The 22,041-nt window shown below is 66.9% G+C and carries 24 protein-coding genes; 12 read left to right on the forward strand and 12 right to left on the reverse strand.

Annotated features, from left to right (window positions below; translation table 11 throughout):
* Window positions 1-62 precede the first annotated feature (62 nt).
* The 4 genes from P9849_RS12895 to P9849_RS12910 all read left to right on the forward strand — a co-directional run bounded on the left by P9849_RS12895 (window position 63) and on the right by P9849_RS12910 (window position 7,236).
* Window positions 63-1,154: a LacI family DNA-binding transcriptional regulator gene (locus P9849_RS12895; protein ID WP_066211699.1), complete on the forward strand. Its 1,092-nt coding sequence runs from the start codon at window positions 63-65 to the stop codon at window positions 1,152-1,154.
* Between the two features lie 68 nt (window positions 1,155-1,222).
* Window positions 1,223-2,260, forward strand: a complete 1,038-nt coding sequence (locus P9849_RS12900) for a hydroxyacid dehydrogenase (protein ID WP_278267138.1) — start codon at window positions 1,223-1,225, stop codon at window positions 2,258-2,260.
* 178 nt (window positions 2,261-2,438) lie between these two features.
* Window positions 2,439-4,892: a cation-translocating P-type ATPase gene (locus P9849_RS12905; RefSeq protein ID WP_278267139.1), complete on the forward strand. Its 2,454-nt coding sequence runs from the start codon at window positions 2,439-2,441 to the stop codon at window positions 4,890-4,892.
* A gap of 202 nt (window positions 4,893-5,094) precedes the next feature.
* Window positions 5,095-7,236 (forward strand): phospholipase C, phosphocholine-specific, encoded by a 2,142-nt coding sequence (locus tag P9849_RS12910; protein ID WP_278267140.1) that lies wholly within the window; start codon window positions 5,095-5,097, stop codon window positions 7,234-7,236.
* 101 nt (window positions 7,237-7,337) lie between these two features.
* Here P9849_RS12910 and P9849_RS12915 read toward each other — a convergent pair whose 3' ends face one another.
* Complete coding sequence (locus P9849_RS12915; protein ID WP_278267141.1) at window positions 7,338-7,727, reverse strand: cupin domain-containing protein; 390 nt, start codon at window positions 7,725-7,727, stop codon at window positions 7,338-7,340.
* On the opposite strand from P9849_RS12915, the gene P9849_RS12920 reads away from it, so the two are divergent.
* From P9849_RS12920 to P9849_RS12930, 3 genes are all read left to right on the forward strand, one after another.
* Window positions 7,726-8,778, forward strand: a complete 1,053-nt coding sequence (locus tag P9849_RS12920; RefSeq protein WP_278267142.1) for a helix-turn-helix domain-containing protein — start codon at window positions 7,726-7,728, stop codon at window positions 8,776-8,778. The genes P9849_RS12915 and P9849_RS12920 overlap by 2 nt on opposite strands.
* A gap of 111 nt (window positions 8,779-8,889) precedes the next feature.
* Entirely contained in the window at window positions 8,890-9,312 is a 423-nt protein-coding gene (locus tag P9849_RS12925) for a hypothetical protein (protein ID WP_278267143.1), read from the forward strand.
* 59 nt (window positions 9,313-9,371) lie between these two features.
* The gene (locus P9849_RS12930; RefSeq protein WP_278267144.1) at window positions 9,372-9,743 is read left to right on the forward strand and encodes a helix-turn-helix transcriptional regulator; all 372 of its coding nucleotides are present in this window, start codon (window positions 9,372-9,374) and stop codon (window positions 9,741-9,743) included.
* A 24-nt stretch (window positions 9,744-9,767) separates the two neighbouring features.
* On the opposite strand, the gene P9849_RS12935 is transcribed toward P9849_RS12930, so the two are convergent.
* The 3 genes from P9849_RS12935 to P9849_RS12945 all read right to left on the reverse strand — a co-directional run bounded on the left by P9849_RS12935 (window position 9,768) and on the right by P9849_RS12945 (window position 11,848).
* The gene (locus P9849_RS12935; RefSeq protein WP_278267145.1) at window positions 9,768-10,355 is read right to left on the reverse strand and encodes an ATP-dependent Clp protease proteolytic subunit; all 588 of its coding nucleotides are present in this window, start codon (window positions 10,353-10,355) and stop codon (window positions 9,768-9,770) included.
* On the reverse strand, window positions 10,352-10,981 hold the full coding sequence (locus tag P9849_RS12940; RefSeq protein ID WP_278267146.1) for an ATP-dependent Clp protease proteolytic subunit: 630 nt from the start codon (window positions 10,979-10,981) through the stop codon (window positions 10,352-10,354). Before P9849_RS12940 ends, P9849_RS12935 begins: the two co-directional genes overlap by 4 nt.
* 81 nt (window positions 10,982-11,062) lie before the next feature.
* Window positions 11,063-11,848, reverse strand: coding sequence for a VOC family protein (locus P9849_RS12945; RefSeq protein WP_278267147.1), 786 nt, complete (start codon window positions 11,846-11,848; stop codon window positions 11,063-11,065).
* 197 nt (window positions 11,849-12,045) lie between these two features.
* Between P9849_RS12945 and P9849_RS12950 the strand changes: the two genes are divergently transcribed.
* The 3 genes from P9849_RS12950 to P9849_RS12960 all read left to right on the forward strand — a co-directional run bounded on the left by P9849_RS12950 (window position 12,046) and on the right by P9849_RS12960 (window position 14,031).
* Entirely contained in the window at window positions 12,046-12,399 is a 354-nt protein-coding gene (locus P9849_RS12950; RefSeq protein ID WP_278267148.1) for a DUF2750 domain-containing protein, read from the forward strand.
* A gap of 145 nt (window positions 12,400-12,544) precedes the next feature.
* Window positions 12,545-13,033, forward strand: a complete 489-nt coding sequence (locus P9849_RS12955; protein WP_278267149.1) for a hypothetical protein — start codon at window positions 12,545-12,547, stop codon at window positions 13,031-13,033.
* A 212-nt stretch (window positions 13,034-13,245) separates the two neighbouring features.
* The gene (locus P9849_RS12960) at window positions 13,246-14,031 is read left to right on the forward strand and encodes a hypothetical protein (protein WP_278267150.1); all 786 of its coding nucleotides are present in this window, start codon (window positions 13,246-13,248) and stop codon (window positions 14,029-14,031) included.
* A gap of 107 nt (window positions 14,032-14,138) precedes the next feature.
* Here P9849_RS12960 and P9849_RS12965 read toward each other — a convergent pair whose 3' ends face one another.
* Together P9849_RS12965 and P9849_RS12970 are read right to left on the reverse strand one after the other, a co-directional pair.
* Window positions 14,139-14,690, reverse strand: a complete 552-nt coding sequence (locus P9849_RS12965; RefSeq protein ID WP_278267151.1) for an AAA family ATPase — start codon at window positions 14,688-14,690, stop codon at window positions 14,139-14,141.
* A gap of 71 nt (window positions 14,691-14,761) precedes the next feature.
* A complete protein-coding gene (locus tag P9849_RS12970; RefSeq protein ID WP_278267152.1) occupies window positions 14,762-15,613 on the reverse strand; it encodes an NAD(P)H-binding protein in 852 nt (283 codons plus the stop codon).
* A gap of 84 nt (window positions 15,614-15,697) precedes the next feature.
* Here P9849_RS12970 and P9849_RS12975 point away from each other — a divergent pair, with 84 nt between their 5' ends.
* Window positions 15,698-16,120 carry a helix-turn-helix domain-containing protein gene (locus P9849_RS12975; RefSeq protein ID WP_278267153.1) on the forward strand — a complete coding sequence of 141 codons (423 nt, stop codon included), beginning with the start codon at window positions 15,698-15,700 and terminating at the stop codon, window positions 16,118-16,120.
* Window positions 16,121-16,352: 232 nt separating this feature from the next.
* Here the strand turns inward: P9849_RS12975 and P9849_RS12980 are convergent, their stop codons facing one another.
* Together P9849_RS12980 and P9849_RS12985 are read right to left on the reverse strand one after the other, a co-directional pair.
* The gene (locus P9849_RS12980) at window positions 16,353-17,009 is read right to left on the reverse strand and encodes a hypothetical protein (protein WP_278267154.1); all 657 of its coding nucleotides are present in this window, start codon (window positions 17,007-17,009) and stop codon (window positions 16,353-16,355) included.
* The gene (locus P9849_RS12985; protein WP_278267155.1) at window positions 17,006-17,980 is read right to left on the reverse strand and encodes a zinc-binding dehydrogenase; all 975 of its coding nucleotides are present in this window, start codon (window positions 17,978-17,980) and stop codon (window positions 17,006-17,008) included. The genes P9849_RS12980 and P9849_RS12985 overlap by 4 nt, the downstream gene beginning before the upstream one ends.
* A gap of 68 nt (window positions 17,981-18,048) precedes the next feature.
* Between P9849_RS12985 and P9849_RS12990 the strand changes: the two genes are divergently transcribed.
* Entirely contained in the window at window positions 18,049-19,068 is a 1,020-nt protein-coding gene (locus tag P9849_RS12990) for an aldo/keto reductase (RefSeq protein WP_278267156.1), read from the forward strand.
* Here P9849_RS12990 and P9849_RS12995 read toward each other — a convergent pair.
* From P9849_RS12995 to P9849_RS13010, 4 genes are all read right to left on the reverse strand, one after another.
* Window positions 19,065-19,616, reverse strand: a complete 552-nt coding sequence (locus P9849_RS12995; protein WP_278267157.1) for a hypothetical protein — start codon at window positions 19,614-19,616, stop codon at window positions 19,065-19,067. The two genes, P9849_RS12990 and P9849_RS12995, sit on opposite strands and share 4 nt — an antisense overlap.
* Before the next feature lie 166 nt (window positions 19,617-19,782).
* Window positions 19,783-20,295: a MarR family winged helix-turn-helix transcriptional regulator gene (locus P9849_RS13000; protein WP_278267158.1), complete on the reverse strand. Its 513-nt coding sequence runs from the start codon at window positions 20,293-20,295 to the stop codon at window positions 19,783-19,785.
* A 63-nt stretch (window positions 20,296-20,358) separates the two neighbouring features.
* A complete protein-coding gene (locus P9849_RS13005) occupies window positions 20,359-21,381 on the reverse strand; it encodes a 3-hydroxyacyl-CoA dehydrogenase family protein (RefSeq protein WP_278267159.1) in 1,023 nt (340 codons plus the stop codon).
* The gene (locus P9849_RS13010) at window positions 21,378-22,010 is read right to left on the reverse strand and encodes an HAD-IB family hydrolase (protein ID WP_278267160.1); all 633 of its coding nucleotides are present in this window, start codon (window positions 22,008-22,010) and stop codon (window positions 21,378-21,380) included. Before P9849_RS13010 ends, P9849_RS13005 begins: the two co-directional genes overlap by 4 nt.
* Window positions 22,011-22,041 lie beyond the last annotated feature (31 nt).

A 22,041-nucleotide genomic window follows, 5' to 3' on the forward strand; every position in this document is an offset into this window, starting at 1 on the left:
GGGCCTGTTCAGTTGGAAGGAACGTCGTTCATCTGAAAGAAACTGAACACCCGAGGGGGATCATGCACGCCGAGGAGCGGCACGCACTCATCCAGCAGGAGCTCACGCTCTCCGGCAAGCTGATGGCGACCGAGTTCGCGGAGAAGGTCGGGGTCTCCGGGATGACGCTGCGGCGTGACCTCGCGACGCTGGAGCGCCGGGGCGTGCTGCGTCGCGTGCACGGTGGAGCGGTGCCGGCCGACGACGGCCTGCCCGGTGGCGCTTCCGCCTTCCGTCCGGCCGCGCCGAGTCAGCTCACGATCGGTCTGCTGGTCCCCACCTCGCAGTACTACTTCTCCCTCATCATCAAAGGAGCGGGCCGCGCCGCTCAACAGGCGGGCGCCCGGCTGGTGCTCGGCGTCAGCGGCTACGACCCCGACGAGGAACTGCGGCTGCTCAAGCGCTTCCTCGCGTCGCCGATCGACGCCCTCCTGATCACCCCGCTCGGCGCGGACGACGGTCCGACCCCCACGCTGGAAGCCCTCTACGACGCCCGGATCCCGGTCGTCCTGGTGGAACGGCCGCTCGAGAACGTCCTCGACCCGGGCCCGTGGGACTCGGTGTTCACCGATCACGTGCGCGGCACCGAACGGCTCGTGAGGCGCTGGGTGCAGTCCAGTGGAGGGCCGGTCGCGCTCGGGATTCTCGAGGACAGCCCCAACTCACCGCCCATCGAAGCGGGCTACCGCCGGGCCCTGGAGCTTACCGGTCACGCGCCGCATGTGGTGCGGATCCCGTCCTCGGCGCACGGGCACGAGGCCCACCGCGCCGCACTCGCCCGCCTCGCCGAGAGCTGCCGGGCGGAGGGCATCCGCGGCGTTCTCGTCCACAACGACGGCTGCGCGCTCGCCCTCACGGAACTGTTCCTCGAGCAGGGCGTCCGGGTCCCGGAGGACGTGGAGGTCGTGGCCTACGACGACGAGATCGCCTCTCTCGGCCTGCTCCCCCTGAGCGCCGTGGCCCCGCCGAAGTTCGAGCTGGGTCACCGTGCCGCGAGCCTCTGTCTGCAGCGGGTCCGGGACGGGTTCTGCGCCCGCGAGCGCGTGGCCCTCTCGCCGCAGTTCGTGCCACGGCAGTCCACCCGGACGCAGCTTCCGGCCGGCCTGGCGCTGTAGGGGGCCGACACGTCCGTCTTTGTTCATCTGGTTGTGCATCTGAACGTCGGAGCGTTCAGTAGAGAACGATGAACACGTCCAGCAGCTCCCTCCCCGGCTCCTCCCCGTATCGCGTCGCCCTGGCCATGCCCGCGGCGACCGCCGGGCAGTTCTTCCCGGAGGACGTCCTGCGGAACCTCCCGCCGGAACTCTCCCTGGTCACCGAGACGCCCCTGACCGAGTACGGCTCCCCCGAGGCGCTCGAGGTCCTGGGCCAGGTCGACGCCCTCTTCACCTGCTGGGGCACCGCCTGGATCGACGCCGCCGTCCTGGACCGGGCCCCGCGGCTCCGCTCGATTCACCACGCGGCCGGCACGGTGAAGCCTCACCTCTCCCGGGAGTGCTGGGAACGGGGGATCCGGGTCACCTCCGCCGCGGACGAGAACGCCATCCCCGTCGCGGAGTACACCGTGGCCATGATCCTGCTGGCCAACAAGAAGGCCTTCCGGCTCAGCGGCCTGCTGCACCGCGAGCGCGCGGGGCTGGATCCCCTCACCCTGTTCCCGGACATCGGCAATCACCGCCGGAGGGTGGGCATCATCGGGGCGTCCCGGATCGGACGGCACGTGCTGCGTCTCCTGAAGCCGTACTCGCTGGAACTCTGCGTCGCGGACCCTTACCTGAGCGCCACGGAGGCGGAGTCCCTCGGGGCGACACTGCTCCCGCTGGACGAACTCGTCGCCACGAGCGACGTGGTCTCCCTCCACGCGCCGTCCCTGCCCAGCACGGCCGGGATGATCAGCCGGGAGCTGCTGGGAACCCTCAGGCCCGGGGCCACCTTCATCAACACCGCGCGGGGTGAACTCGTGGACCAGGAGGCGCTGATCGAACGCCTGGCCCTCGGCGACATCGACGCGATCCTGGACGTCACCACCCCGTGGGTGCTCCCGGAGGACTCACCGCTCTACACCCTGCCGAACGTCGTCCTCACCCCGCACATCGCCGGCTCCCTGGGCACCGAGCTGGAACGGCTCGCGGGAAGTGCGATCACGGAGGCCGCCCGCGCCGCCCGTGGTGAGCCCCTCCTCCACGAGGTGACGCTCGCCGAGCTGGACCGCATGGCCTGACCCGGCGTCGTCGTCCATCCTTCCGGCCGTTGCGTGCTCAGTTGTTGCGGGTCATGGCCGCCGGGACCCGCAACAACTGAGCACACAACGCGAGGAAGGCAGGGTCATCCCGAAGGCGCACCCGCATCTCCACCCGCGCTCCGAGGCGCGGCCCAGTCGCCGCCGTTAGGCTGGCTTCGTGAGCACCGTGCAGACCCTCGATGACCGTCCCGGCGTGCCCCTGACAGGCCTGACACCGGATCAAGTGGCCGAACGCGTCGCGGCGGGCGCCGTCAACCGGACCGAGGACTCCACCGGGCGCAGCACCTGGCAGATCGTCCGCGCCAACGTCTTCACCCGCATCAACGCGATCTTCGCGGTCCTGGCCGCGATCGTGGTGTCCACGGGGTACTTCATCGACGCGGCGTTCGGCCTCCTGATCATCGCGAACAGCGTGGTCGGCATCATCCAGGAGATCCGGGCGAAACGCACCCTGGACCGGCTCGCGATCGTCGGGCAGGCGAAGCCCCGCGTCCGCCGGGACGGCACCAGCCAGGACATCGCACCCGAGGACGTGGTCCGGGACGATCTCATCGAGCTCGGCCCCGGGGACCAGGTCATGGTGGACGGCGAGGTCCTCGAAGCGTCCGGCCTGGAGGTGGACGAGTCCCTGCTCACGGGCGAATCGGACGCCCTCGCCAAGGCTCCCGGGGACGAAGTCCTCTCCGGCAGCTTCGTCTCCTCCGGCACCGGCCTGTACCGGGCCACGAAGGTCGGCTCGGAGGCCTACGCCGCGAAGCTCTCCGCGGAGGCCAGCAAGTTCACCCTGGTGAACTCGGAACTGCGCAACGGCATCAACAAGATCCTCAAAGTCATCACCTGGCTCCTCATCCCCGCCGGCGTGCTCTCCATCTACAACCAGCTCTCCGGACATCAGGCCCTGTCCGACGCCCTGCGGGGCATGGTCGCCGCCCTGGTGCCGATGGTCCCGGAAGGCCTGGTCCTCATGACCACCATCGCCTTCGCCGTCGGCGTCATCCGCCTCGGCCGCCGCCAGTGCCTCGTCAACGAACTGCCGGCCATCGAGGGCCTGGCGCGCGTGGACGTGGTCTGCGCGGACAAGACCGGAACCCTCACCGAGAACGCCATGCGGCTGGGCTCTGTGGAGACCCCCGGCGACTTCTCAGCGGACGACGACGCCGGCGCCACCCCCGGCGCCGACGGAGCCGCCCGGCAGCTGGCCGCCTCAGCCCTGGCGGCGCTGGCGGCGAGCGACCCGCGGCCCAACGCCTCCATGGAAGCCATCCGCGAGGCCTACCCCACCGCACCGGCCTGGGAGGTCTCCGAGACCCTGCCCTTCGCGTCCAGCCGCAAGTACAGCGGCGCGACCTTCCAGGGCGACACCGCCGAGGACGCCTCCGGCAGCTGGCTCCTCGGAGCGCCGGACGTCCTTCTGGACGCCGCCGAGGCCGCAGGCGTCACCGGGCTGGAACCGTGGCGCCACGAGACCGACCGCTTCGGCTCCACCGGCCTGCGCGTGCTGCTCCTGGCCCGTGCCCGCGACCTCGACTCCGCCACGATCCAGGCCCCGGCAGCTCTCGTGATCCTGGAACAGAAGGTCCGGGCCGAGGCGCCAGCCACCCTGGAGTACTTCGCGGAGCAGAACGTGAAGGTCAAGGTGATCTCCGGGGACAATGCCGATTCGGTCGGCGCCGTGGCCCGGTCCCTCCACCTGGCCGGGGCGGAGCGCACCGTGGACGCCCGCACGCTGGACGCCGATCCGGCCGCGCTGGCGGACGAGGTGGACCGCGGGACCGTCTTCGGCCGGGTCACCCCGGATCAGAAGCGCGCCATGGTCAAGGCCCTGCAGTCCAAGGGCCACACCGTGGCCATGACCGGCGACGGCGTCAACGACGTCCTGGCCCTCAAGGACGCGGACATCGGGGTGGCCATGGGCGCCGGCAGTCCCGCCACCCGTGCCGTGGCCCAGATCGTGCTGCTCGACAACTCCTTCGCCACCCTCCCGCACGTCGTGGCCGAGGGGCGCCGGGTCATCGGCAACATCGAACGCGTCGCCACGCTGTTCCTGACCAAGACGGTCTACTCCGTGCTGCTGGCGATTCTCGTGGGGCTGCCCGGGCTGATCGGGCTGGACCAGGTGCCGTACCCGTTCCTGCCCCGCCACGTGACCATCGTGGGGTGGTTCACCATCGGCCTGCCCGCCTTCGTCCTGTCCCTCGCGCCCAACCATGACCGGGCTCAGCCGGGCTTCGCCTCCCGGGTCCTGCGGCGCGCGCTGCCGGCCGGCGTCGTCGTCGGCATCGCGGCGTTCGTGTCCTATCTCATGGTGCGCGGCGATGCCGTGCCGCAGGCGCAGAGTTCGACCGCGGCCCTGCTGACGCTCATGACGATCGCCCTGTGGGTGCTCGCGATCGTGGCGCGGCCGTACACCTGGTGGAAGGCGCTCCTGCTGACCGCGATGATCGGCGGGACGGTGGCCATGTTCGCGATCCCCGGGGCCCGCTCGGTGCTGCAGCTCGAGATCGGCGGACCGGCGCAGCTCTGGACGGCGTTCGGCGTCGCGGCCGTGGGCATCGTGCTGGTGGAGATCGCCTGGTGGTTCGGCAACCGGAAGTCCCGCGCCGCAGCCTGATCCCCTCCCCTCCCCCTCACGCGAACCGCCAGTTGTGGCCCGTATCCACCTCGGATACGGGCCACAACTGGCGGTTCGCGTGTGAGAGGGGTGCCGCGCACTTCTGTTCGAGTGGTTGCCGGAAGATGTACAGACAAGTCACCGTGGGTTCACCGGGGCCTTCTAGCGTGGGAGGTCCCAACCCCTCACGGAAGGCATTCGCATGACGTCGCTACCTCCCGCTTCCCCGGACGACAACCCCACTCCCGGCACCACCGGCCTGTCCCGCCGCGGCTTCCTCGGCGCCACCGCCGCCGCCACCGCGCTGGCCGCAGCGGGCTCCCTGCTGCCGCCGTCGGTGCAGGCCGCCATGGCCCGTCCCGTCCGCCCGGGCGGCCTCCAGTCCATCAAGCACGTGGTGATCCTGATGCAGGAGAATCGCTCCTTCGACCACTACTTCGGCTCGCTGCGCGGTGTGCGCGGCTATGGCGACCGGTCGATCACCCGCCTGCCCAACGGCAAGAGCATGTATGAACAAGCCCGCCCCACCGGCGAGACGGTCCTGCCGTTCTCACTCCGCAAAGCCGCGGAGCTCGCCGGCCGGCCGGATTCGGACATCCAGTACCTCGGCGCCCTGGACCACTCGTTCGCCGGCACCACCAAGGCCTGGAACAACGGCTGGTGCGACCAGTGGATCCCCGCGAAGGGCCCGTCCACCATGACGTTCTACGAGCGCGCCGACATCCCGCTGCAGTACGAACTCGCGGACACCTTCACCATCTGCGACGCGTACCACTGCTCCGTGAACGGCTCCACCAACCCCAACCGCACCTACCTCTGGAGCGGCACCACGGGCTACGAACCCGGCTCCACGCAGCGCGCCGTCACCAATGCGGCCTACGACTACGCACACGGCGGGTATGACTGGACCACCTACCCCGAGCGTCTCGAGAAGGCCGGGGTGTCCTGGCGGATCTACCAGGACTGGGACAACTTCACGGACAACGCCGTCGAATACTTCCAGACCTTCAAGAAGATCGGGCGCACCATGCTCGCGGCCGTGGACGGGAACTTCCGCACCACCGAGGAGTTCTACGACTCCCTGCACGGCAAGACCCCCGCCGAACAGGACCGTCTGCTGGCACAGCTCGACGCCGGGCGCGCCCGCCTGAGCAAGGCCGACCAGGCCCTGTTCGACAAGGCCATGCACCGCGGCCGACCGGACACGCTGCTGGAACGCTTCGCGGCGGACATCACCGGCCGCACGCTCCCGAAGGTCAGCTGGCTGGTCCCCTCCGCCGCCGACTCGGAACACCCCAGTTCCTCCACGCCCGTGGGCAGCGCGAACTTCGTCTACCGGATGCTGGACATCGTCGCCAGCGACCCGGAGACCTGGGACAGCACCGCGATCTTCCTGAACTTCGATGAGAACGACGGCTACTTCGACCACGTCCCGCCGCCCGTCCAGCCCCGCCCGGCCTCGGGCGAGTCCACCGACTGGACCACGGCCCGGCCCATCGGCCTGGGCCCGCGCGTTCCCATGACCGTGGTCTCCCCCTGGACCATCGGCGGGCACGTCAGCTCAGAGGTGTTCGACCACACCTCCGTGCTGCGCTTCCTCGAACAGTGGACCGGCGTGCAGGAACCGAACATCTCGGCGTGGCGCCGCGAGGTCTGCGGCGACCTCACCGGCGTCTTCGACTTCACGACGGGCGGCACCCCGCCGCAGCTCGATCACCCGGCGCCGGTCCCCGCCGCCGTGGGCCGCTGGCACCCGGTTCCCCCGGTCGCGCAGGTGGCCCCGATCCAGGAACGCGGCACCCGCCCGGCGCGGCCGCTCCCCTACCGGCCGCGCGTCGCCGCCTCGCTGCACGACGACGGCGTCGAGCTGTCGCTGCGCAACGCCGGCACCCGCTCCACGCACTTCACCGTGTACGGCTACGCGGGCGAGGTCGCCGAGCCGCGGCACGTGGACGTGAAGTCCGCGGAGACCGTCCGCCTTCCCGCGCCGAGCGGCCGGGTCGACCTGATCGTCACCGGCCCGAACCGCTTCCAGTACGAGCTCAAGGGCACGACGGCGGGCGCCGCGGCCGGCGTCGACGTCTCCGTGGATCGCCGCACAGGCGACTCGCTGCACCTGGAGCTGCGGAACAACGGGACCGCCGCGGTGACCCTGTGCCTGACCTCGCTGCAGTACCGGGACCGGACCACCACGGTGCGCCTGAAGCCGGGGGCGCGCAAGTCGCTCGGCTGGGAGACGAAGAACGGCTGGTACGACGTCGAGATCACGGCCGAGCAGGACCCGACGTTCCGCCGTCGTCTGACCGGCTGCGAGGAGAACGGCCGGCCCGGCATCTCCGGCTAGCGGCTGGTTCCGGCCCGAAACGCCGCTCGGGCGCAGCGTTCCCTGTCGGGGCGCGGCGCTCGACCGGCGTTCTGTGCAGTGAGAGGGACGGGACGTCCGCCTCAGGCGGGCAGGCCCGTGGTCGACGTGATGTGGTCCGGGATCTCCCCCTCATAATCACCCGTGCTCAACGTGCCGGTCGGTTCGAACAGCATGATCGTCGCCCCTTCCGATGACTCAGGGCGGTGCTCGACTCCTCGCGGGACGACGAAGACATCGTTCCGCTCGAGGTGCACCACCTGTTCCTCTCCCGACTCCCGGACATGGATGTCGAGGGCACCGTCCAGCACGATGAACAGTTCGTCCGTGTCCGGGTGAGTGTGCCAGACGAACGATCCTTCGACCTTGGCCAAGCGGACGTCCCAGTCGTTGACCTGCGTGAGGATCCGAGGGCTCCACAGTTCCTGGAAAGAGCCGAGGACGGTGTCGATGTTGACGCTCTGATGCTTCATGTCTTCCATCGTCCGGATTGCCGAGCGCTGGAGAAAGTGCAATAAATGGCACATGTCGCAACAATTCTCTCGATCGGAAACCGTGGTCGCCTTGGTCGACGAGGGATCGAACCCCTTCGAACTCGCGTGCCTCACCGAAGTCCTGGGAATCGACCGCCCCGAGGTCGGCGGCCTGCTCTATGATTTCCGGCTGTGCGCCGCGCACCAGACGGTCCGGATGCGTCAGGGGTTCTTCCGGATGACCGGCATCGCGGATCTCTCAGCTCTCGACGACGCCACGACCGTCATCGTGCCCAACCGCCCCGACACGTCGATGCCCCACCATCCCGACGTCCTCAGCGCGATCACCCGGGCCCATGAACGGGGCGCACGCCTGCTGGGCATGTGCAGCGGCGCCTTCACGCTGGCGGAGGCTGGCGTGCTGACCGGCCGCCGCGCGACGGTTCACTGGCAGTGGGCGGACGAATTCCGCACCCGGTACCCACAGGTCGATCTCGATGAGGCGGTCCTCTTCGTCGACGACGGCGACATCCTCACCTCGGCCGGCAGCGCGGCCGCGCTCGACCTGGCGCTGCACGTGATCAGGAAAGACCACGGAGCGGATGTCGCATCCGCCGTCGCCCGTCGGCTGGTCTTCCCAGGCCATCGGCCGGGAGGTCAGCGGCAGTTCATCGACCGGCCGATCCCCAAAGAAGCCGAAAGCGACCTGGCGGCGGCTCTCGACTGGGCTGAACGGCACGCGACCGAAGCGATCACGGTTTCCGACGTCGCCGCCCGCGCGTCCCTGAGCGTCGCCACGCTCCACCGGCGCTTCAGAGCGGAACTCGGCTGCACACCGCTCCAATGGCTGAGTGCCATCCGACTGGAGCACGCCCGCCGCCTGCTGGAACAGACCGACTATTCGGTGGACCAGGTCGCGGACCGCAGTGGGCTGGGGACCACCGCGAACCTCCGCAAACACCTCGCCGCGCAGACCGGACTCACTCCCACGGCCTATCGACGGACCTTCGAATCCCGGCCGGGACCGGGCGGAACGTCCGGGAGTGCGTGAGCCTGATGGCGACGCCGTGAGACCACCCGCAGTGACGATCGACCCACCACGTCGCAACCCGCACACTCCGGTTCCGGGCGTGTCTCCGCCTCGTCTGCTTGGCTGGTCGGTATGAGTCAGAGATTCCTCCGCTACCAGTCCCCGGTGCCCGACAGCACGGGGATCCATCTGGGGATCTTCGCGCTGGCCAATCGGCTGGCGAAGCAGGGTCACCTCAGTCCTGAGGACTGGGCGTCCTGGCGCAGCGCCAATGACTACTACGACGCCGCCTATCCGACCCCGGCGAAGTCGGTCTACGATCCCGTCGCGAATCCGGCCGCCCAGGCCTGGTTCAAGTCGACCGCCGAACACCTGCTGGCCAGGGTCGACCTCTACGTCGACCTCCTGCGCCGCTACGACGTCGCCTGCGAGCTGTTCCACTCGGACGATCCCGGCCGGGTCGTCTACGAGGACGACGTCCAGATCGTCGTCGTGCCGCAAAAGGCGGTGTCCCCGGAACCGCCGTCCGAGGCGGCCACACTCTCACTGCGGTGAAGTTCTCTGCTGACAGCAGAGAATCTCCTGCCCGGCGACCCGCCGTCCTACGATGAAGCATGGCCGAGAATCCCTTCCGCGAACAGCGCTCCGAAGCCCCCGACGTCGTCGCTCGTCTCTCGCCGGTGAGCCCCCTGAGGCGGGAGCCGCTGTGGCGTCACCTCCTCGGCGGGTCGCTGCGCCGCCGGCGGACCGAGCGGGGTGAGACCCTCGAGACGGTCGCCGCGCGGGCCGGCGTTTCGACGCAGTACCTGTCCGAGATCGAGCGTGGCCGCAAGGAGCCGTCGAGCGAGATCATCGCCGTCGTGGCCCGTGCCCTGGACGTGACCCTCGTGGATCTCACGCTCGATGTGGCGCAGGCCCTCACGGTCGAGCGTCCCGTGGTGGAGCAGAGCATGGCCGGCCCGACCTGCTTCGCGCTGGCCGCCTGATCCCCAACCCCGACGCGGCCCTGCTCAGCGTCTCGTGATCACGAGGTCCAGCAAGCCGTAGTCGCGCGCCGCCTGAGCGGTGAAGGTGCGGTCCCGGTCGGTGTCCCGGCGCAGGGTCTCCACACTCTGGCCCGTGTGCAGCGCGAGCGCCTCCTCGATATCTGAGCGGATGCGGATCACCTCGTCGGCCTGCAGGATGAGGTCGGGAATCGTCCCCCGGCCCTGCGCCGCGGGCTGATGGAGCACGATGCGGGAGTGCGGAAGCGCCGCTCTCTTGCCGTCCGCGCCGGCGGCGAGCAGGACCGCCCCCACCGCGACGGCCTGCCCGACACACGTGGTCGCCACGTCCGGCTTGATGAACGTCATGGTGTCGTAGATCGCCAGCATGGCGCTCGGGTCGCCGCCCTCGCAGTTGACGTAGAGCTGGATGTCATGCTCCGGGTTCTGCGCCTCGAGATACAGCAGCTGCGCGATGAGCGCGTTGGCGACGCCGGCATCGATCCCCGTGCCGAGGTAGACCACCCGTTCGGTGAGCAGGTGCGAGTAGACGTCCATGATGCGTTCACCGCGCGGATGCTGGGCGATGACGTTCGGAATCGTGTAGCTGCTCATCGGACGGCCCCTCCCGTGGCATGCGCGAACCCTGCGGCGACGCGCGACGACGGCCGGAACTCCTCGAAGGAGCCGACCACCGCGTCGATGAAGCCGTAAGCCCTGGCCTCCTCCGCCGTGTACCAGTGGTCGTGCAGGGAGTCCTCATGGACGCGCTCCACCGGTTGGCCGGTGTCCTGGGCGATCAGTCCGAGGACGGTGTCGCGCATATGGCGAAGATCGTCGGCCTGCAGGGCGATGTCGACCGCGGTTCCCCCGATGCCCGCCGAGCCCTGGTGCATCAGGATCCGGGAATGAGGGAGCGCCTTCCGTTTGCCTTGGGCGCCGGAGGAGAGCAGGAACTGCCCGGCGCTGCACGCGATCCCGAGGGCGAGCGTGGAGACATCATTGGGGATGGTCCGCATGATGTCCCGGATCGCCAGCATCGCGGGAACGGAGCCGCCCGGGGAATGGATCCAGAGAGCGATGTCCGCCGACGGGTCATCGGCGGCCAGCAGCATCAGCTGGGTGGCGAGGACGGTGCCGTTGTCGTCGTCGAGGACGCCGTCCAGCACCAGGACACGGCGCTCGAAGAACTCGCGCCGCATGGATTCGGAGAAGAGGGCTTGTTTCGGAGCATCAGTCATGAAGCCATCGTCACCCCGGGTGACCCTGCGATGGGCCCCTCTCTGCCACGGGCAGAGCAGCCCACAGCAGAGGGGTCCGGGTCACCTGACGATCTGGCTGATGGCGAGCACTCCACCCTGAAGGTCCGCGATCAGAGCGTTCCGGAAGCCCGGCGCATCCGTCGGCGGCATGAGCACGGACCCGCCCAGCTCGATGACTCGGCGCACGACCTCATCCGCGTCGGCGACCTGCACATTGATCGCCCAGTGCGTCGGAACGCCCGCAGCCGCGGGGGTTTCCGTGGCCACGGCGACCACGTCGTCGGGAAGGTCCGGGTCGGCGGCCTTGCGCGTGCTGCCGTCCAGGCGCCAGAGGGCGAGCGCCGAACCGGGCACTGGCTCCATCCGCCACCCGAAAACCGCGGCGTAGAACGCGCCGGCCGCCTCGACGTCGGGGGTGTGCAGTGCGCTCATCTGCCAGGCGTCAGGCACATCGACGACTTCGCTGATGGTCGGGGCACTGCCTTCGCGCACTCCGAAGGCCGCTCCTGCCGGGTCCGTGAAGAGCGCGGTGCGCTCACCCTCTTGGAGTTCCAGGGGCCCGGCGAGCACGGTGCCTCCGGCTTCCTGGACGGCGTCGACGGTCGCCTCCAAGTCAGTCACCAGGAGGTACATCACCCAGGCGCCCCGGTCGAGGATCGGCGGTGCCTGCGCGACGCCGGCCACACGCCTCCCGTCGAGGCGCGCGACACGGGAGCCGTCCGGGCCCGCCTCATCAAATGTCCAGCCGAACAGCTCACCGTAGAACAACGCTGCGGATTCCGGGGCGGGCTGAAGCGTCTCGACCCAGCAGGGCGACCCTGCGGGAAGTGAAGGGGTGCCGGTCATGCTGAGCTCCTCACCTGTAGGACATCGTTGTTCCAGAACCTGCCGTAGGCCGTCCTGCGGTTCGCTTGACGCTGGGGTCGGGCCGGACAGATCAGCCAAGGGGTTCTCGCGACGTCGCCCGAGCGTTCCACGACCAGCCTAGACGTCGGGACTCAGCATGAGGCACTCTCTCGACGCCTTCTGCAAGGATGAGGATCGTGAGCATCAGTGCCGCGCACGCCAGCGCGTTCTACCGGGAAGTCGTCCAACACCTCGAGGTGTGGACCGTCCGCGATGACCGGGGCTTTCCGGCTCCGTTGAGCGCCGAAGGGCACCGGACCATGCCTTTCTGGTCTCTCCTTGGCCGCGCGGAAAGCGTCGTCAGTTCAGTTCCTGATTACCGTGACTTCGAGGTGATCTCGCTGCCGCTGGACCGGTGGATGGACGCTTGGCTCCCGGGCCTCCACCGCGATGGAATGCTCGTCGGACTCAACTGGTCGGGCTCCCGCGCGACCGGTTTCGAGGTGCCGCCGCTGACCGTCATGGATGCTCTGCGCGCTTTGAGAAACTGATTTCGCAGCAGTCCGCAGGCCCGACCGCACGCTCCGCGGAACGACTGCCTTTGCCTCAAGGGGCACGTTCATGTTCGTGAGCATGGTCCAACGCTCCTCAGCCTCGTGACCAGGCCCGCGCCGATCGTCGTGGCAGACTCATCCCGTGGATGCACTCCAAGGCCTTCGGATGCTCGCCCTCAGCGAGGCGCTCCAGGTACCCCTCGGTTCGCACACACTGATCGCGGTCGCCGTGCGGGCGGTGCTCGACGGCGTGGACTCGGCATCCCTCTTGCTGCTGGCAGGACTCTCCCGGCGGGAGGAAAGCGACGCGCGCGACCTGTTCCACGATGTCGTCGCCGAACTGGGTCTTGAACCGGCTGAGCCTATCGACAGCCCCCTCAATCGGTGGGAACTGGTTCGCTGGTGGTGCGAACAGATCACCGGAGGAGAACTCGAACCGGAAATCGGCGGCCGGCTGATCTGGTTCCACGGATGGATCAAGCTCGGCCATCCTTCGGCCCTTCAACCGATCGTTCTCGCGGTGACGGAGGGGGAAGGCCGGGCCCGCCCTTGGGCCGATGAGCGCGAGGATCCCCGGAAACGGATCACCGACGAAGCAGCGTTGCTTCTGAAAGGCTCTTGGCCACCGTAGGCCTGGTCGCGGTCCACGCGGCGCCCCTCGTTGCCCTTGGACAGGCACGTGGTGGGACGGTTGCGTTTCTCTGCGCGGTTCCTCTGGCACAGTTCTTCGGTTCGGCGCTCATCCGTCCATGGCCCTCCCGTTCAGTGGAGCGGAGCACCGCAAAGGAAGACCCGTCGGAAGAGATCATGGCTTTCCCTTCCTTTTTGCTACCTTCTGGATTTATGGCAGACGAATCACACCCCACCCTGCGGCCGGGCGGCAGGCCCGACCTCGGGGCGCTCGAACGGAAGATCCTGAAGGACCATCCGGCCATCCTCGCTGCCATCGAGGCCGAGGACGAGGAGGACATCGTCCCTCCGAGACCATCCGACGATGCACGGATCCTGATCAACATCGTGGCCGTCGTGGGCCTCGCAGCTCTTCTCCTGGCGCCGATACTCGGCGTGGCCATCTATGGCGAACACCCTTATCTGGGCAACATCCCGAGAACGCCGCCCAGCACGTCGATCCCCGTGGCCGGGATGTGCTTCATCGTCACCCTGGTGGGGCAACTGGTGGTGGCCGTTAGGTGGGTGCAGCGCGGTGCGACCTGGAGCGGCCCGACAGCCCTCTACGGCGTCTACACGGCTGTCTTCGCCATCCTGGGGGCCACAGGAACCGGCAACCTGGTCGAGGCGAGCGGATATGACGCGGGTGCCTGGCGGGTCCCCGTCTTCACGGCGATCTTCTCCGGCCTCCTGCTCACACTCGCAGTGCTCCTCCGGTTCGGGGCTAAAACCACAGTCTCTTCCCGTGCTACCGGCGTCGAGCGCATTCGCCAGGAAGTGAGCCGTTTGCCGGTCTTCGACCGCGCCGATCTGAAGCGTCGCCGCAATTTCGCGATCGATGACCTCGCCGAGCAGGGGCTCATCGACGCGCAGCTCAGGCTGTCCGCGATCGGAGAACCCCTGGGACAGTTGACCCATCTGGAAAAAGTCCGACGCCGCATTGACCTGTACGGGCGGTAGACCGAAGCGGTTCGGTCTCAGAAGGTGATCTGGGTCAGTCGGATCCTGCCCCAGAGCCGTGACTTCTGGCTGCGGGTCAGTTCATCGATGAAACGCTGGCGGAGGTTTCACTCGGCCCTGCGCCACGCTTGCATCCAGGACGTGAACTGCGCAAAGACCACGGAAGCGACATGCTCCGGGGTGACATCGCCGGTATCGATGACGAACGCGTGAGGGCTTGCCTGGAGCCGTTCGGCGAGTGCCTGATGGCGTTCGAGGTGCCACGTCAGCGCTTCCTTCCGAGAACTCGGGTATCTCCCACGGAGTCTCTCGGCGGCCACCTCGGGCGATGCCGTCAAATGCACCACGAGCAGCTCGACGCCGAAGCATTCCTCATACCGCCGCTGATCCTGATCGGTTTCGATGATTCCGGCGATGATCGGCGTCCGTCGGCCACTGCGCTGATAGTTGTTCCACACGGTGCGCATGTTGTCCGCCTCAATCCGGATGTTTCCCGGATCGTCCGGAGCCACCGGCCATGAACGGTGGAACCAATCGACATCGAACAGAGCAAAAGGCAGCCCTGCCCCCGCGAAGCGGTCCCCGAGGTGGTCAAGCACCGAGGTCTTGCCCACCCCGTAGGACCCATTGAGAAAAATTCCAGACGTACCCGGCGCCATCCCGCAACGATACCAACGGCCGGCTCGGTGCTTTCCGACCGCCCGACCCCGGTCAGGAATCGTCTAAGGGGTCAAAACACCTCAGCCTCCTGTGGTTCCTCATGAGCGGCCGCCTCCGCTGGCCGATTCCCGGCCGCGCTAGCCGCGGCGACGGCCACCGGATCGGTGAACGGTCGGCCCAGCAGCTGTCCCAGGTCAGAGCCGGTACTGCTGAGGAAGCCGTGCCGGATGCTGCTGGCAATCGAGGCAAGCATCGGTGCCTGGAACGGCTGCAGGTTCTGATCTGCGAGAAGCCGTGCCCGGTACGCCGCGAGCCCGATGTTCTCATGGGGGACGCCAAGTCGCCGGGCAACATCTTCGGCTGTCACCGGATCACCGACCAGGTCGTAGATCCTGCCGGCATGTTCTGCCGGGGCGCTAGCCACGATGGCCGCCGCCGCGGCAAGATCTTCCCGCGCCACTGCGCACAGCGCTCCCTGGCCGAAGGCCGACTGAACGCCGTCGGTCGTCCACGTCAGCAGCGCACCGAAGAGCTCGGCGTAGAGCCCATTGCGCAGGATCGTCCACGCCAGACCGCTGCGCTCGACCAACTGTTCGGTGGCGCGGTGCGCCAGGGCGAACCCCAGGTGATCGCCAGAACCTGTCAGACTCGTGTAAATGACGTGCTCGACGCCGTCCCGGGCTGCAGCAGCAAGGGCCTCTCGATGCCGGGCGATGACCTGGTCGTCCTCGGCATAGCCGGCAGAAACAAGCACCAGAGTCGAGACGCCCGTCAGATCGATGCTGGACGGCTCGTCGAAGTCCAGGCGGCGCTGCCTGCCGGTGGGAGTCCGGCTACCGCCCACGGCGGGCACCTGCCTGGCGGCCAGTTCCTGCAGAATCAGTGAGGCAAGTTGTCCATTCGAGCCGGTCACCAAGATCATGTCTGGTCGTTCTCCTTCGTGGTTCTCATCAGTAACTAGGCTGAGTCTTGACCAGTCGAAGGCAGTCCACAAGGAGGCAGCTTGATGTCACTGACGCACACCGGGGTAACCATAGGCCCAGCAGACCTGGACCCCTGCGGACAGCCCGACCATGCTGATTGCGGCATCCGGGAAGTCCTGGACCGAGTTGGAGACAAATGGTCGGTCCTCGTGATCGTCGAACTCGCGAATGGTGCCCGACGTTTCCGGGAGCTTCAGCGCGCCGTCGACGGAATCTCCCAGAGGATGCTCACCTTGACCGTTCGCAGACTGGAACGCGACGGCCTGGTTCTTCGGACCGTCTATCCGACGGTGCCGGCCCAAGTCGACTATCGCCTCACCGCCACAGGCGAAAGCCTGACGCACCTCGTCAAAGCACTCGCCGACTGGTCACTCGGACACCGTGACAGCATCGCCCGAGCCCGTCAGGCCTACGATGCCGAGCACCCCGACAACGACATCCGATAGGATCTAAGGCACTTCACAGCCGTCAGCGCTTGCCGGCAGGCCGAGGTCAAGGATCGATCCCCCCTGGCACTCGGGCGATGCGAAGGAGGGTGACCTTGTTGACACCTCGGTGAGGGCCTACTCCAGCACGCACATCCGAAGCGACGTAGATCCCGCCTCGGCCAGCCCCAATGACGGAGGATCCGCCCCGCCGACCACACGGCCACCGCCAAGGGCGGGCCGCCCTGGCCGGTCATTCCCAAACAGTGATCGTCAGTGTCGCCTTCTCTGAGTCATATTTGCGGACCTGCACTGCCCCATAGCGGCCCGAGTCGAGACGCAAGCATGTGGTGGGATTGGACAGGACATGAGGGTCAAGATCGGGCTTCTTCTCCCACCCGGTGGCTGCTGCACAAGTGGCGTAGTTCGCAGGGCCTTTTGACAGCATCAAGGTGGAGACCCCGTACCCAAGCCTGACCTCGTCACCGGCGAATCTCAACGTGTCCGTCCAAGAGTTTCCACTGCTGCGGAAATTGGGCAACGTGGAATTGAGGTCTGCGGTGTCCCCCTCTTTCGCCAGCGTGATGGTGGCTACGCTCCGGACTGGATGAGTGTCCTCGGGCGCGACCGTGTAGGGAACCGCCGCCCTGAGCTTGGTGTTCTCCGCTCGCAACGAAGTGATGGTCTCCTGCCGGGAATCGAGGATGGCGCGGTCGGCCTGCACCTGCTGGTTGAGCTTCTCGATGTCCTTATCTCGTCCGGCTATCACCCCATTTTGATCCGTGATCTGGTGCGCGAACTGGACCAGCCCCACCACGGCGACGATCAACCCGATCACCGTCGTGACGAACGTGATCTTCGATGCGAGAAGAGCCCGTCGCGAAATGACTCGGCTCTCCTGCACGCTCATGAGTCTCGCTCGTGAGACAGGACGGTCTTGCCGATCGTCGTTCCGGAGCGCAGGTCCTCGAGGACGGATGCACCGTTCTGGATGGATTTGGTCGCAGTCACCTCAACGCGGATCGTCCCGTCCGCCACCAGATGCAGTGCACGGTCGAGATACTCTCCCACGAGCTTCGGGCGAGCCGCAGCGAGCGCGCCGAGGTTGAATCCGAGGACGCTCTTGCCGCCAAACCACAAGCTATTGCTGCTGATGCACTGATCACCGGCTTGCGCTGCGTCGCCGACGACCAGAAGGCGGCCCTCAAAGGCGAGCAAGTCAATGCTGAGCACGCGGGCCGGGCCGCTCACGGGGTCAGCGATGACATCAAACCGTTCGTCCAGGTGCTCATCGAGTTCTGAGCGCAGCCACACCTCGTCATACCCGAGATCAAGCGCATGCTGACGCTTCTCCTCACGACCGACGACGCCCACCACCCGCCCTGCACCACAGTGTTTGGCGACCTGTCCGATCTGCGAACCGAGGCCCCCGGCAGCGGCATGGACCAAAACGCTCTCCCCGGGGCGGAGCTTTGCGAGGCGCTCGATGACGAGCAGCGCCGTGGTGGTGTTGGACGGCACCGCGGCAGCCACCACAGGAGACAGTCCCGCCGGGATCCGCTTGACCAGATGCGCGTTTGTCACGGCGATTTGACCGTAGGCGCCGCCGCCGTTGATGGTCAGCGCCGCGATGAGATCCCCGGACTTCCCTAAACCTTCAAGGGGTTCGTTCCCGAGCAGATACCCGACCGCTTCAATCCCCGGCGTCCAGGGCACCGCCAGGTCAGGGACGAAGCCACCCGCGAAGAGAGCCTCGACGTAATTCGCACCGGCATGGGTGACCTCGATCGCGACCTGCCCTTCCCCAGGCACGGGCACATCCGCATCCTGGTAGCGCAGAATCCCGGCTCCGGTGTAGTCAGTGATCTGAAGCGCCTTCATCGTCATACTCCTCGACTCGTCGTGTACGCTGGCCACAATAGCAGACATCTGATACATGACAGGATGCGATGACAAAGATGGTGCGAGAACTTGGCACAACCGGACGGATGGTTTCCCCGCTTGGGCTGGGATGCATGGGGATGAGCTGGGGTTACGCGGAGAGCAGCCGCAACGACGCCGAGTCCATGGCGGTGATCCGCACGGCGGTTGATCAGGGCGTCGACTTTTTCGACACAGCGCGCGTGTACGGCGACGGCCATAACGAACGACTCGTCGGCAGAGCGTTGAAAGAGCGGCCGGACGTCGTGATCGCCACGAAGGGCGGTCTCGTCGTCGACGACCTTTCGACACACACGATGCGGCGGGAGGCCACTCCGGATTCACTGCGACGCCAGGTCGACGAAAGCATGTCGCATCTGGGACGCGAAATCATCGACTTGTACTACCTTCACCGAGTCGACCCGACTGTCCCCCTTGAGGACAGCTGGGGCGCTCTGGCTGACATGGTCTCGCAGGGAAAGATTCGATGGCTCGGCCTGTCGGAGGTCAGCACAGTAGAAGCCGCGCGTGCCCATGCGATCCACCCCGTCACCGCGATCCAGTCAGAACTGTCACTGTGGACCCGCGACGCTCAGGGGATCGCTTCGGCAGGCCATGACTTGCGGCCCGCGACTGCGGGGTCGGCGAGCACATCGGGCGGAGATGTGGTGAGCTGGACCGCAGACCACGGCGCAAGCTTCGTCCCCTTCGCACCTCTCGGCCGCGGCTTCCTGACTGACAGCATCGACGTCGGCAAGCTCGATGACGACGATTTCCGCAAGACAAATCCGCGCTTTCAGCCAGAGGCGATGGAACACAACCGGTTCATCACCGCAACCGTGCGCCGGATCGCGACAGCACACGACGCGTCACCCGCGCAAGTCTCTTTGGCCTGGGCTCTGGGTCAAGGACCCCGCGTACTCCCGATTCCAGGAACCCGCACTCCACGCCACCTCATGGAAAACCTCGGAGCCATCGATGTCAGTCTCAGCGAGACCGACATCGCTGAGCTAGACGGCCTCGGGCCCGCACAGGGAAGCCGCTACTAGACAGCACCCATCCCAGAACCCGGTACCACCAATCTGACGCTCACGGGACCCGCACCCTGCACCGCGACGGAGACGGTTGAACCCGTATCGAGGGTCGTCGTGTGCACAGCGTATGTTGAGCCATCGGCCACCGCCCAGACGTTTCCGCCCGCTGCTGTCCCAGCGATCGAGAGGCCCGAGATGCCGAGGCCCAGGCCTCGCCCGTCGGCCTTCGCGAGGGCTTCATAGACCGTCCAAGCCTCCACCGGCGTGAGAAAGCGGGGGCTTGGCGCCGATATCGGCGTCAAGAGGAGCTCGACGGCCGGCGGGATGACCCGCTCGCGGGACTCGATGTCCAAGCCGATGCTTCGTCGAAAGGAAAAAGCGACCCCGACGGACGACGAGTCATGTGCGATCGACACAGTGAGATCCGCGCGGCGCTCGTCGCCCAGGACGAGAACAGGTTTGCCGTGCTGAGCTCTTGCAAGTGCAGGGATCTCGGTTGACGTCAGCGATGCCCATAGCTCAGCCACGACGTCGACCATCTCGGCGGCGACCTGAGATTCCACACGAACGGAACGAGCACTCGGCGCCGACGGTCCCACGCCACGGGACCAGTCCTCACCCTGCGTCCGTCCAATCACCCATAGAAGTGCATCGACGCGGCTATGAAACAAGTCCTCCAACGCTGTGCCCAATGCCGTTCGACAGTTCCGGGACGAGGGCCGCAGTGCGCTATTCGCCATCCTGATCGCGCACCGCTGACGCCGCGCGCAGAAGCAGTTCCTTCCAGACGGCCACCTCGCTCTCGGTGAATGCGTCCCGCAGCCGCTGTTCCACAGCCCGGGCACTGGCATCAGCTCTCAGCACCAGCGCTTCGCCGCTCGGCGTCAACGACACCAGGAGGACCTTGGAATGGATCTCTGAATGAACACGGTCCACGAGCCTCTTGGCCTCAAGCTTCGACAGGACTGTGGCCATCGTCTGAGGCGTCACAGCGGCCGTACGGGCCAGCATCGCCGCCGACTGTTCGGGAACGTAGTACAGCGCCATCAAGGTCGCGTACTGCGCCACACTCAGATCAAAATCACGGAGAGCCCGTGCCTTCTCGGCCATGAGTGTCTGCTCTGCGAGTTTCAGATAGGTGCCGAGCCTGGAGTCCAGGTCCTCCTCGAACGCGGTCTGGCCGCGTCGCGGAGCCGACAGCCGCGGTTGATCGGAAGTGCTCTTCGCGTTCGTAGCAGGCATCTTATTATGCTACCGCATCTGCTTCTTCACAGGCCTGTGGCACAAACTGAAGATCGAATTCCGCTAGTTTAGACCGATTGGCGCTGACGCAAGCGCGTGGCCACTCTTACGTCCAAGAATTCCATTCTTCACCAGCGCCTTCAGCAGAGGGGCCGGCCGCAGGGAAAGATCGGATTCGCGCTCGGCCAAAGACTCCTGGATTGCCAGAACCACATCCAGCCCGATCAGGTCGGCCAGCCGCGATGGACCCAGCGGTAACCGATATAGCTTGCGCATGTGCTGATCCAGGGCCCGGATATCAACACCGCGCGAAATCTCCCCGAAGAAATCATTCAGATACGGAATCAGGACTCGATTCACCACGAACCCGGGAGTGTCGGGCACCACGGTGGGCGACTTCCCGAGCCGTCGGCACAGCCCGGCCACACGGTCCAGTGCCTCACGTGGCGCGTTCCCTTGAATCAACTCGACGAGTGGGTTGGTGCTGGCCGGATTGAAGAAGTGCGCACCAACCAGGACAAGGCGATCCCCGAGCCGACGCTGGAGTTCCGTGATCGACAGGCTCGATGTCGTCGTGGCGAAGACCGGGGGCGGGCCCGGGTTCATCCGCCATACGTCTTCTAGGACCTCGACCTTGGCTGCAGGATCCTCAGCGATCGCTTCGATGATCACATCGCTGCGGCTTACAACCTGAAGGTCTGATCCAACGTAAATCCCAGCCGTTCGTCCACCCGCGGCTGTCCTCAGTGCCTCTCCAACGGCCGCCAACCTGGGGCCTTCGCGGCGGCCGTACACGGCCACGGAGATGCCGGCGTGCGCGACCGCCTGAGCAATACCGACCCCCATCGTGCCGGCCCCGAGGACACCTACTCGTTTGATGTTCTCCAGTGGTTGCTCGAAGGCCCCGGAGAATGATCCGGCAGCATCAGTTCCCAGGCTGACTGATGCCGGGATTCCGCAACCTAAGAACAGTGTGTGCGCGATGGTTGGAAGAGACAGCCCTGTCGAGCGCGAAACGTCGATGGTTCTCGAGCGCAGCCCATGGACGAGCCGGTCCGCTATGGCCGCGGTGGCCATCGAAGTCATCGCTCCTCCAGATCGTTGCAGAAGGTGAGGGTCGGCCAGCCGTGCTGCCGAGCCATGTCACGCATGGTGGCGTCGGGGCGAACGACGTACGGTCTCCGCGCACTGGAAAGCAGCGGGGCGTCTGAAGGATGATCGCCGTACGCCCAGGTGCGCCGAGGATCGATGAAGTGCTCGCTGACGGCCTGCGTGAAGGCGTCCCGCTTGCCCTCGCCGATTCTGGAGACGAGGACCTCACCGGTGAGTCGCCCGTCGGAGACCTGCAAGATGGTTCCATACACGCCGTCGACCTTGAGCGCAGAAGCCAGAGGGGCCAGGCAGGGGTGGAACGACCCGGAAATGAGGAAGACCAGGTCCCCGCATCTTCGGTGCGCCTCAAGACGGCGAAGGGTCTCCTCGACGTAGAAGTCAGGCTGGTGCCTCACCCGCGCGAACCAGGCGCGGCCGGCCGCTTCCACGTCCGCAAGGGACTCGTCCTTCCAGAGCCGGTAGTATCTTCGGTTGCCGTCAGCACGTGGAGTCGTTCCCAGACCCTGCTGAAAGCGGTCCCAGGGCCGGATGCCTGCGTCTGAACCGAAGTAGTGGTTGAGGAACGACTGCATGGTCTTCAGGTTGACGAGGGTTTCATCCACGTCGAAGAACGCAGCCGACCGACGATGGCGC

This window comes from Arthrobacter sp. Y-9, from assembly GCF_029690065.1.
Lineage (GTDB): Bacteria > Actinomycetota > Actinomycetes > Actinomycetales > Micrococcaceae > Arthrobacter_E.

What these genes read in the sequence shown, in the direction of transcription:
- P9849_RS12900 (WP_278267138.1), top strand. Translation starts at nt 1,223, where the DNA reads ATGAACACGTCCAGCAGCTCCCTCCCCGGCTCCTCCCCGTATCGCGTC.
- P9849_RS12980 (WP_278267154.1), bottom strand. Translation starts at nt 17,009, where the DNA reads ATGAGCGTGCAGGAGAGCCGAGTCATTTCGCGACGGGCTCTTCTCGCA.
- P9849_RS12940 (WP_278267146.1), bottom strand. Translation starts at nt 10,981, where the DNA reads ATGACTGATGCTCCGAAACAAGCCCTCTTCTCCGAATCCATGCGGCGC.
- P9849_RS13000 (WP_278267158.1), bottom strand. Translation starts at nt 20,295, where the DNA reads ATGCCTGCTACGAACGCGAAGAGCACTTCCGATCAACCGCGGCTGTCG.
- P9849_RS12975 (WP_278267153.1), top strand. Translation starts at nt 15,698, where the DNA reads ATGTCACTGACGCACACCGGGGTAACCATAGGCCCAGCAGACCTGGAC.
- P9849_RS12970 (WP_278267152.1), bottom strand. Translation starts at nt 15,613, where the DNA reads ATGATCTTGGTGACCGGCTCGAATGGACAACTTGCCTCACTGATTCTG.
- P9849_RS12965 (WP_278267151.1), bottom strand. Translation starts at nt 14,690, where the DNA reads ATGGCGCCGGGTACGTCTGGAATTTTTCTCAATGGGTCCTACGGGGTG.
- P9849_RS12930 (WP_278267144.1), top strand. Translation starts at nt 9,372, where the DNA reads ATGGCCGAGAATCCCTTCCGCGAACAGCGCTCCGAAGCCCCCGACGTC.
- P9849_RS12960 (WP_278267150.1), top strand. Translation starts at nt 13,246, where the DNA reads ATGGCAGACGAATCACACCCCACCCTGCGGCCGGGCGGCAGGCCCGAC.
- P9849_RS12925 (WP_278267143.1), top strand. Translation starts at nt 8,890, where the DNA reads ATGAGTCAGAGATTCCTCCGCTACCAGTCCCCGGTGCCCGACAGCACG.
- P9849_RS13005 (WP_278267159.1), bottom strand. Translation starts at nt 21,381, where the DNA reads ATGACTTCGATGGCCACCGCGGCCATAGCGGACCGGCTCGTCCATGGG.
- P9849_RS12915 (WP_278267141.1), bottom strand. Translation starts at nt 7,727, where the DNA reads ATGAAGCATCAGAGCGTCAACATCGACACCGTCCTCGGCTCTTTCCAG.
- P9849_RS12920 (WP_278267142.1), top strand. Translation starts at nt 7,726, where the DNA reads ATGTCTTCCATCGTCCGGATTGCCGAGCGCTGGAGAAAGTGCAATAAA.
- P9849_RS12935 (WP_278267145.1), bottom strand. Translation starts at nt 10,355, where the DNA reads ATGAGCAGCTACACGATTCCGAACGTCATCGCCCAGCATCCGCGCGGT.
- P9849_RS12910 (WP_278267140.1), top strand. Translation starts at nt 5,095, where the DNA reads ATGACGTCGCTACCTCCCGCTTCCCCGGACGACAACCCCACTCCCGGC.
- P9849_RS12990 (WP_278267156.1), top strand. Translation starts at nt 18,049, where the DNA reads ATGACAAAGATGGTGCGAGAACTTGGCACAACCGGACGGATGGTTTCC.
- P9849_RS12945 (WP_278267147.1), bottom strand. Translation starts at nt 11,848, where the DNA reads ATGACCGGCACCCCTTCACTTCCCGCAGGGTCGCCCTGCTGGGTCGAG.
- P9849_RS12895 (WP_066211699.1), top strand. Translation starts at nt 63, where the DNA reads ATGCACGCCGAGGAGCGGCACGCACTCATCCAGCAGGAGCTCACGCTC.
- P9849_RS12985 (WP_278267155.1), bottom strand. Translation starts at nt 17,980, where the DNA reads ATGAAGGCGCTTCAGATCACTGACTACACCGGAGCCGGGATTCTGCGC.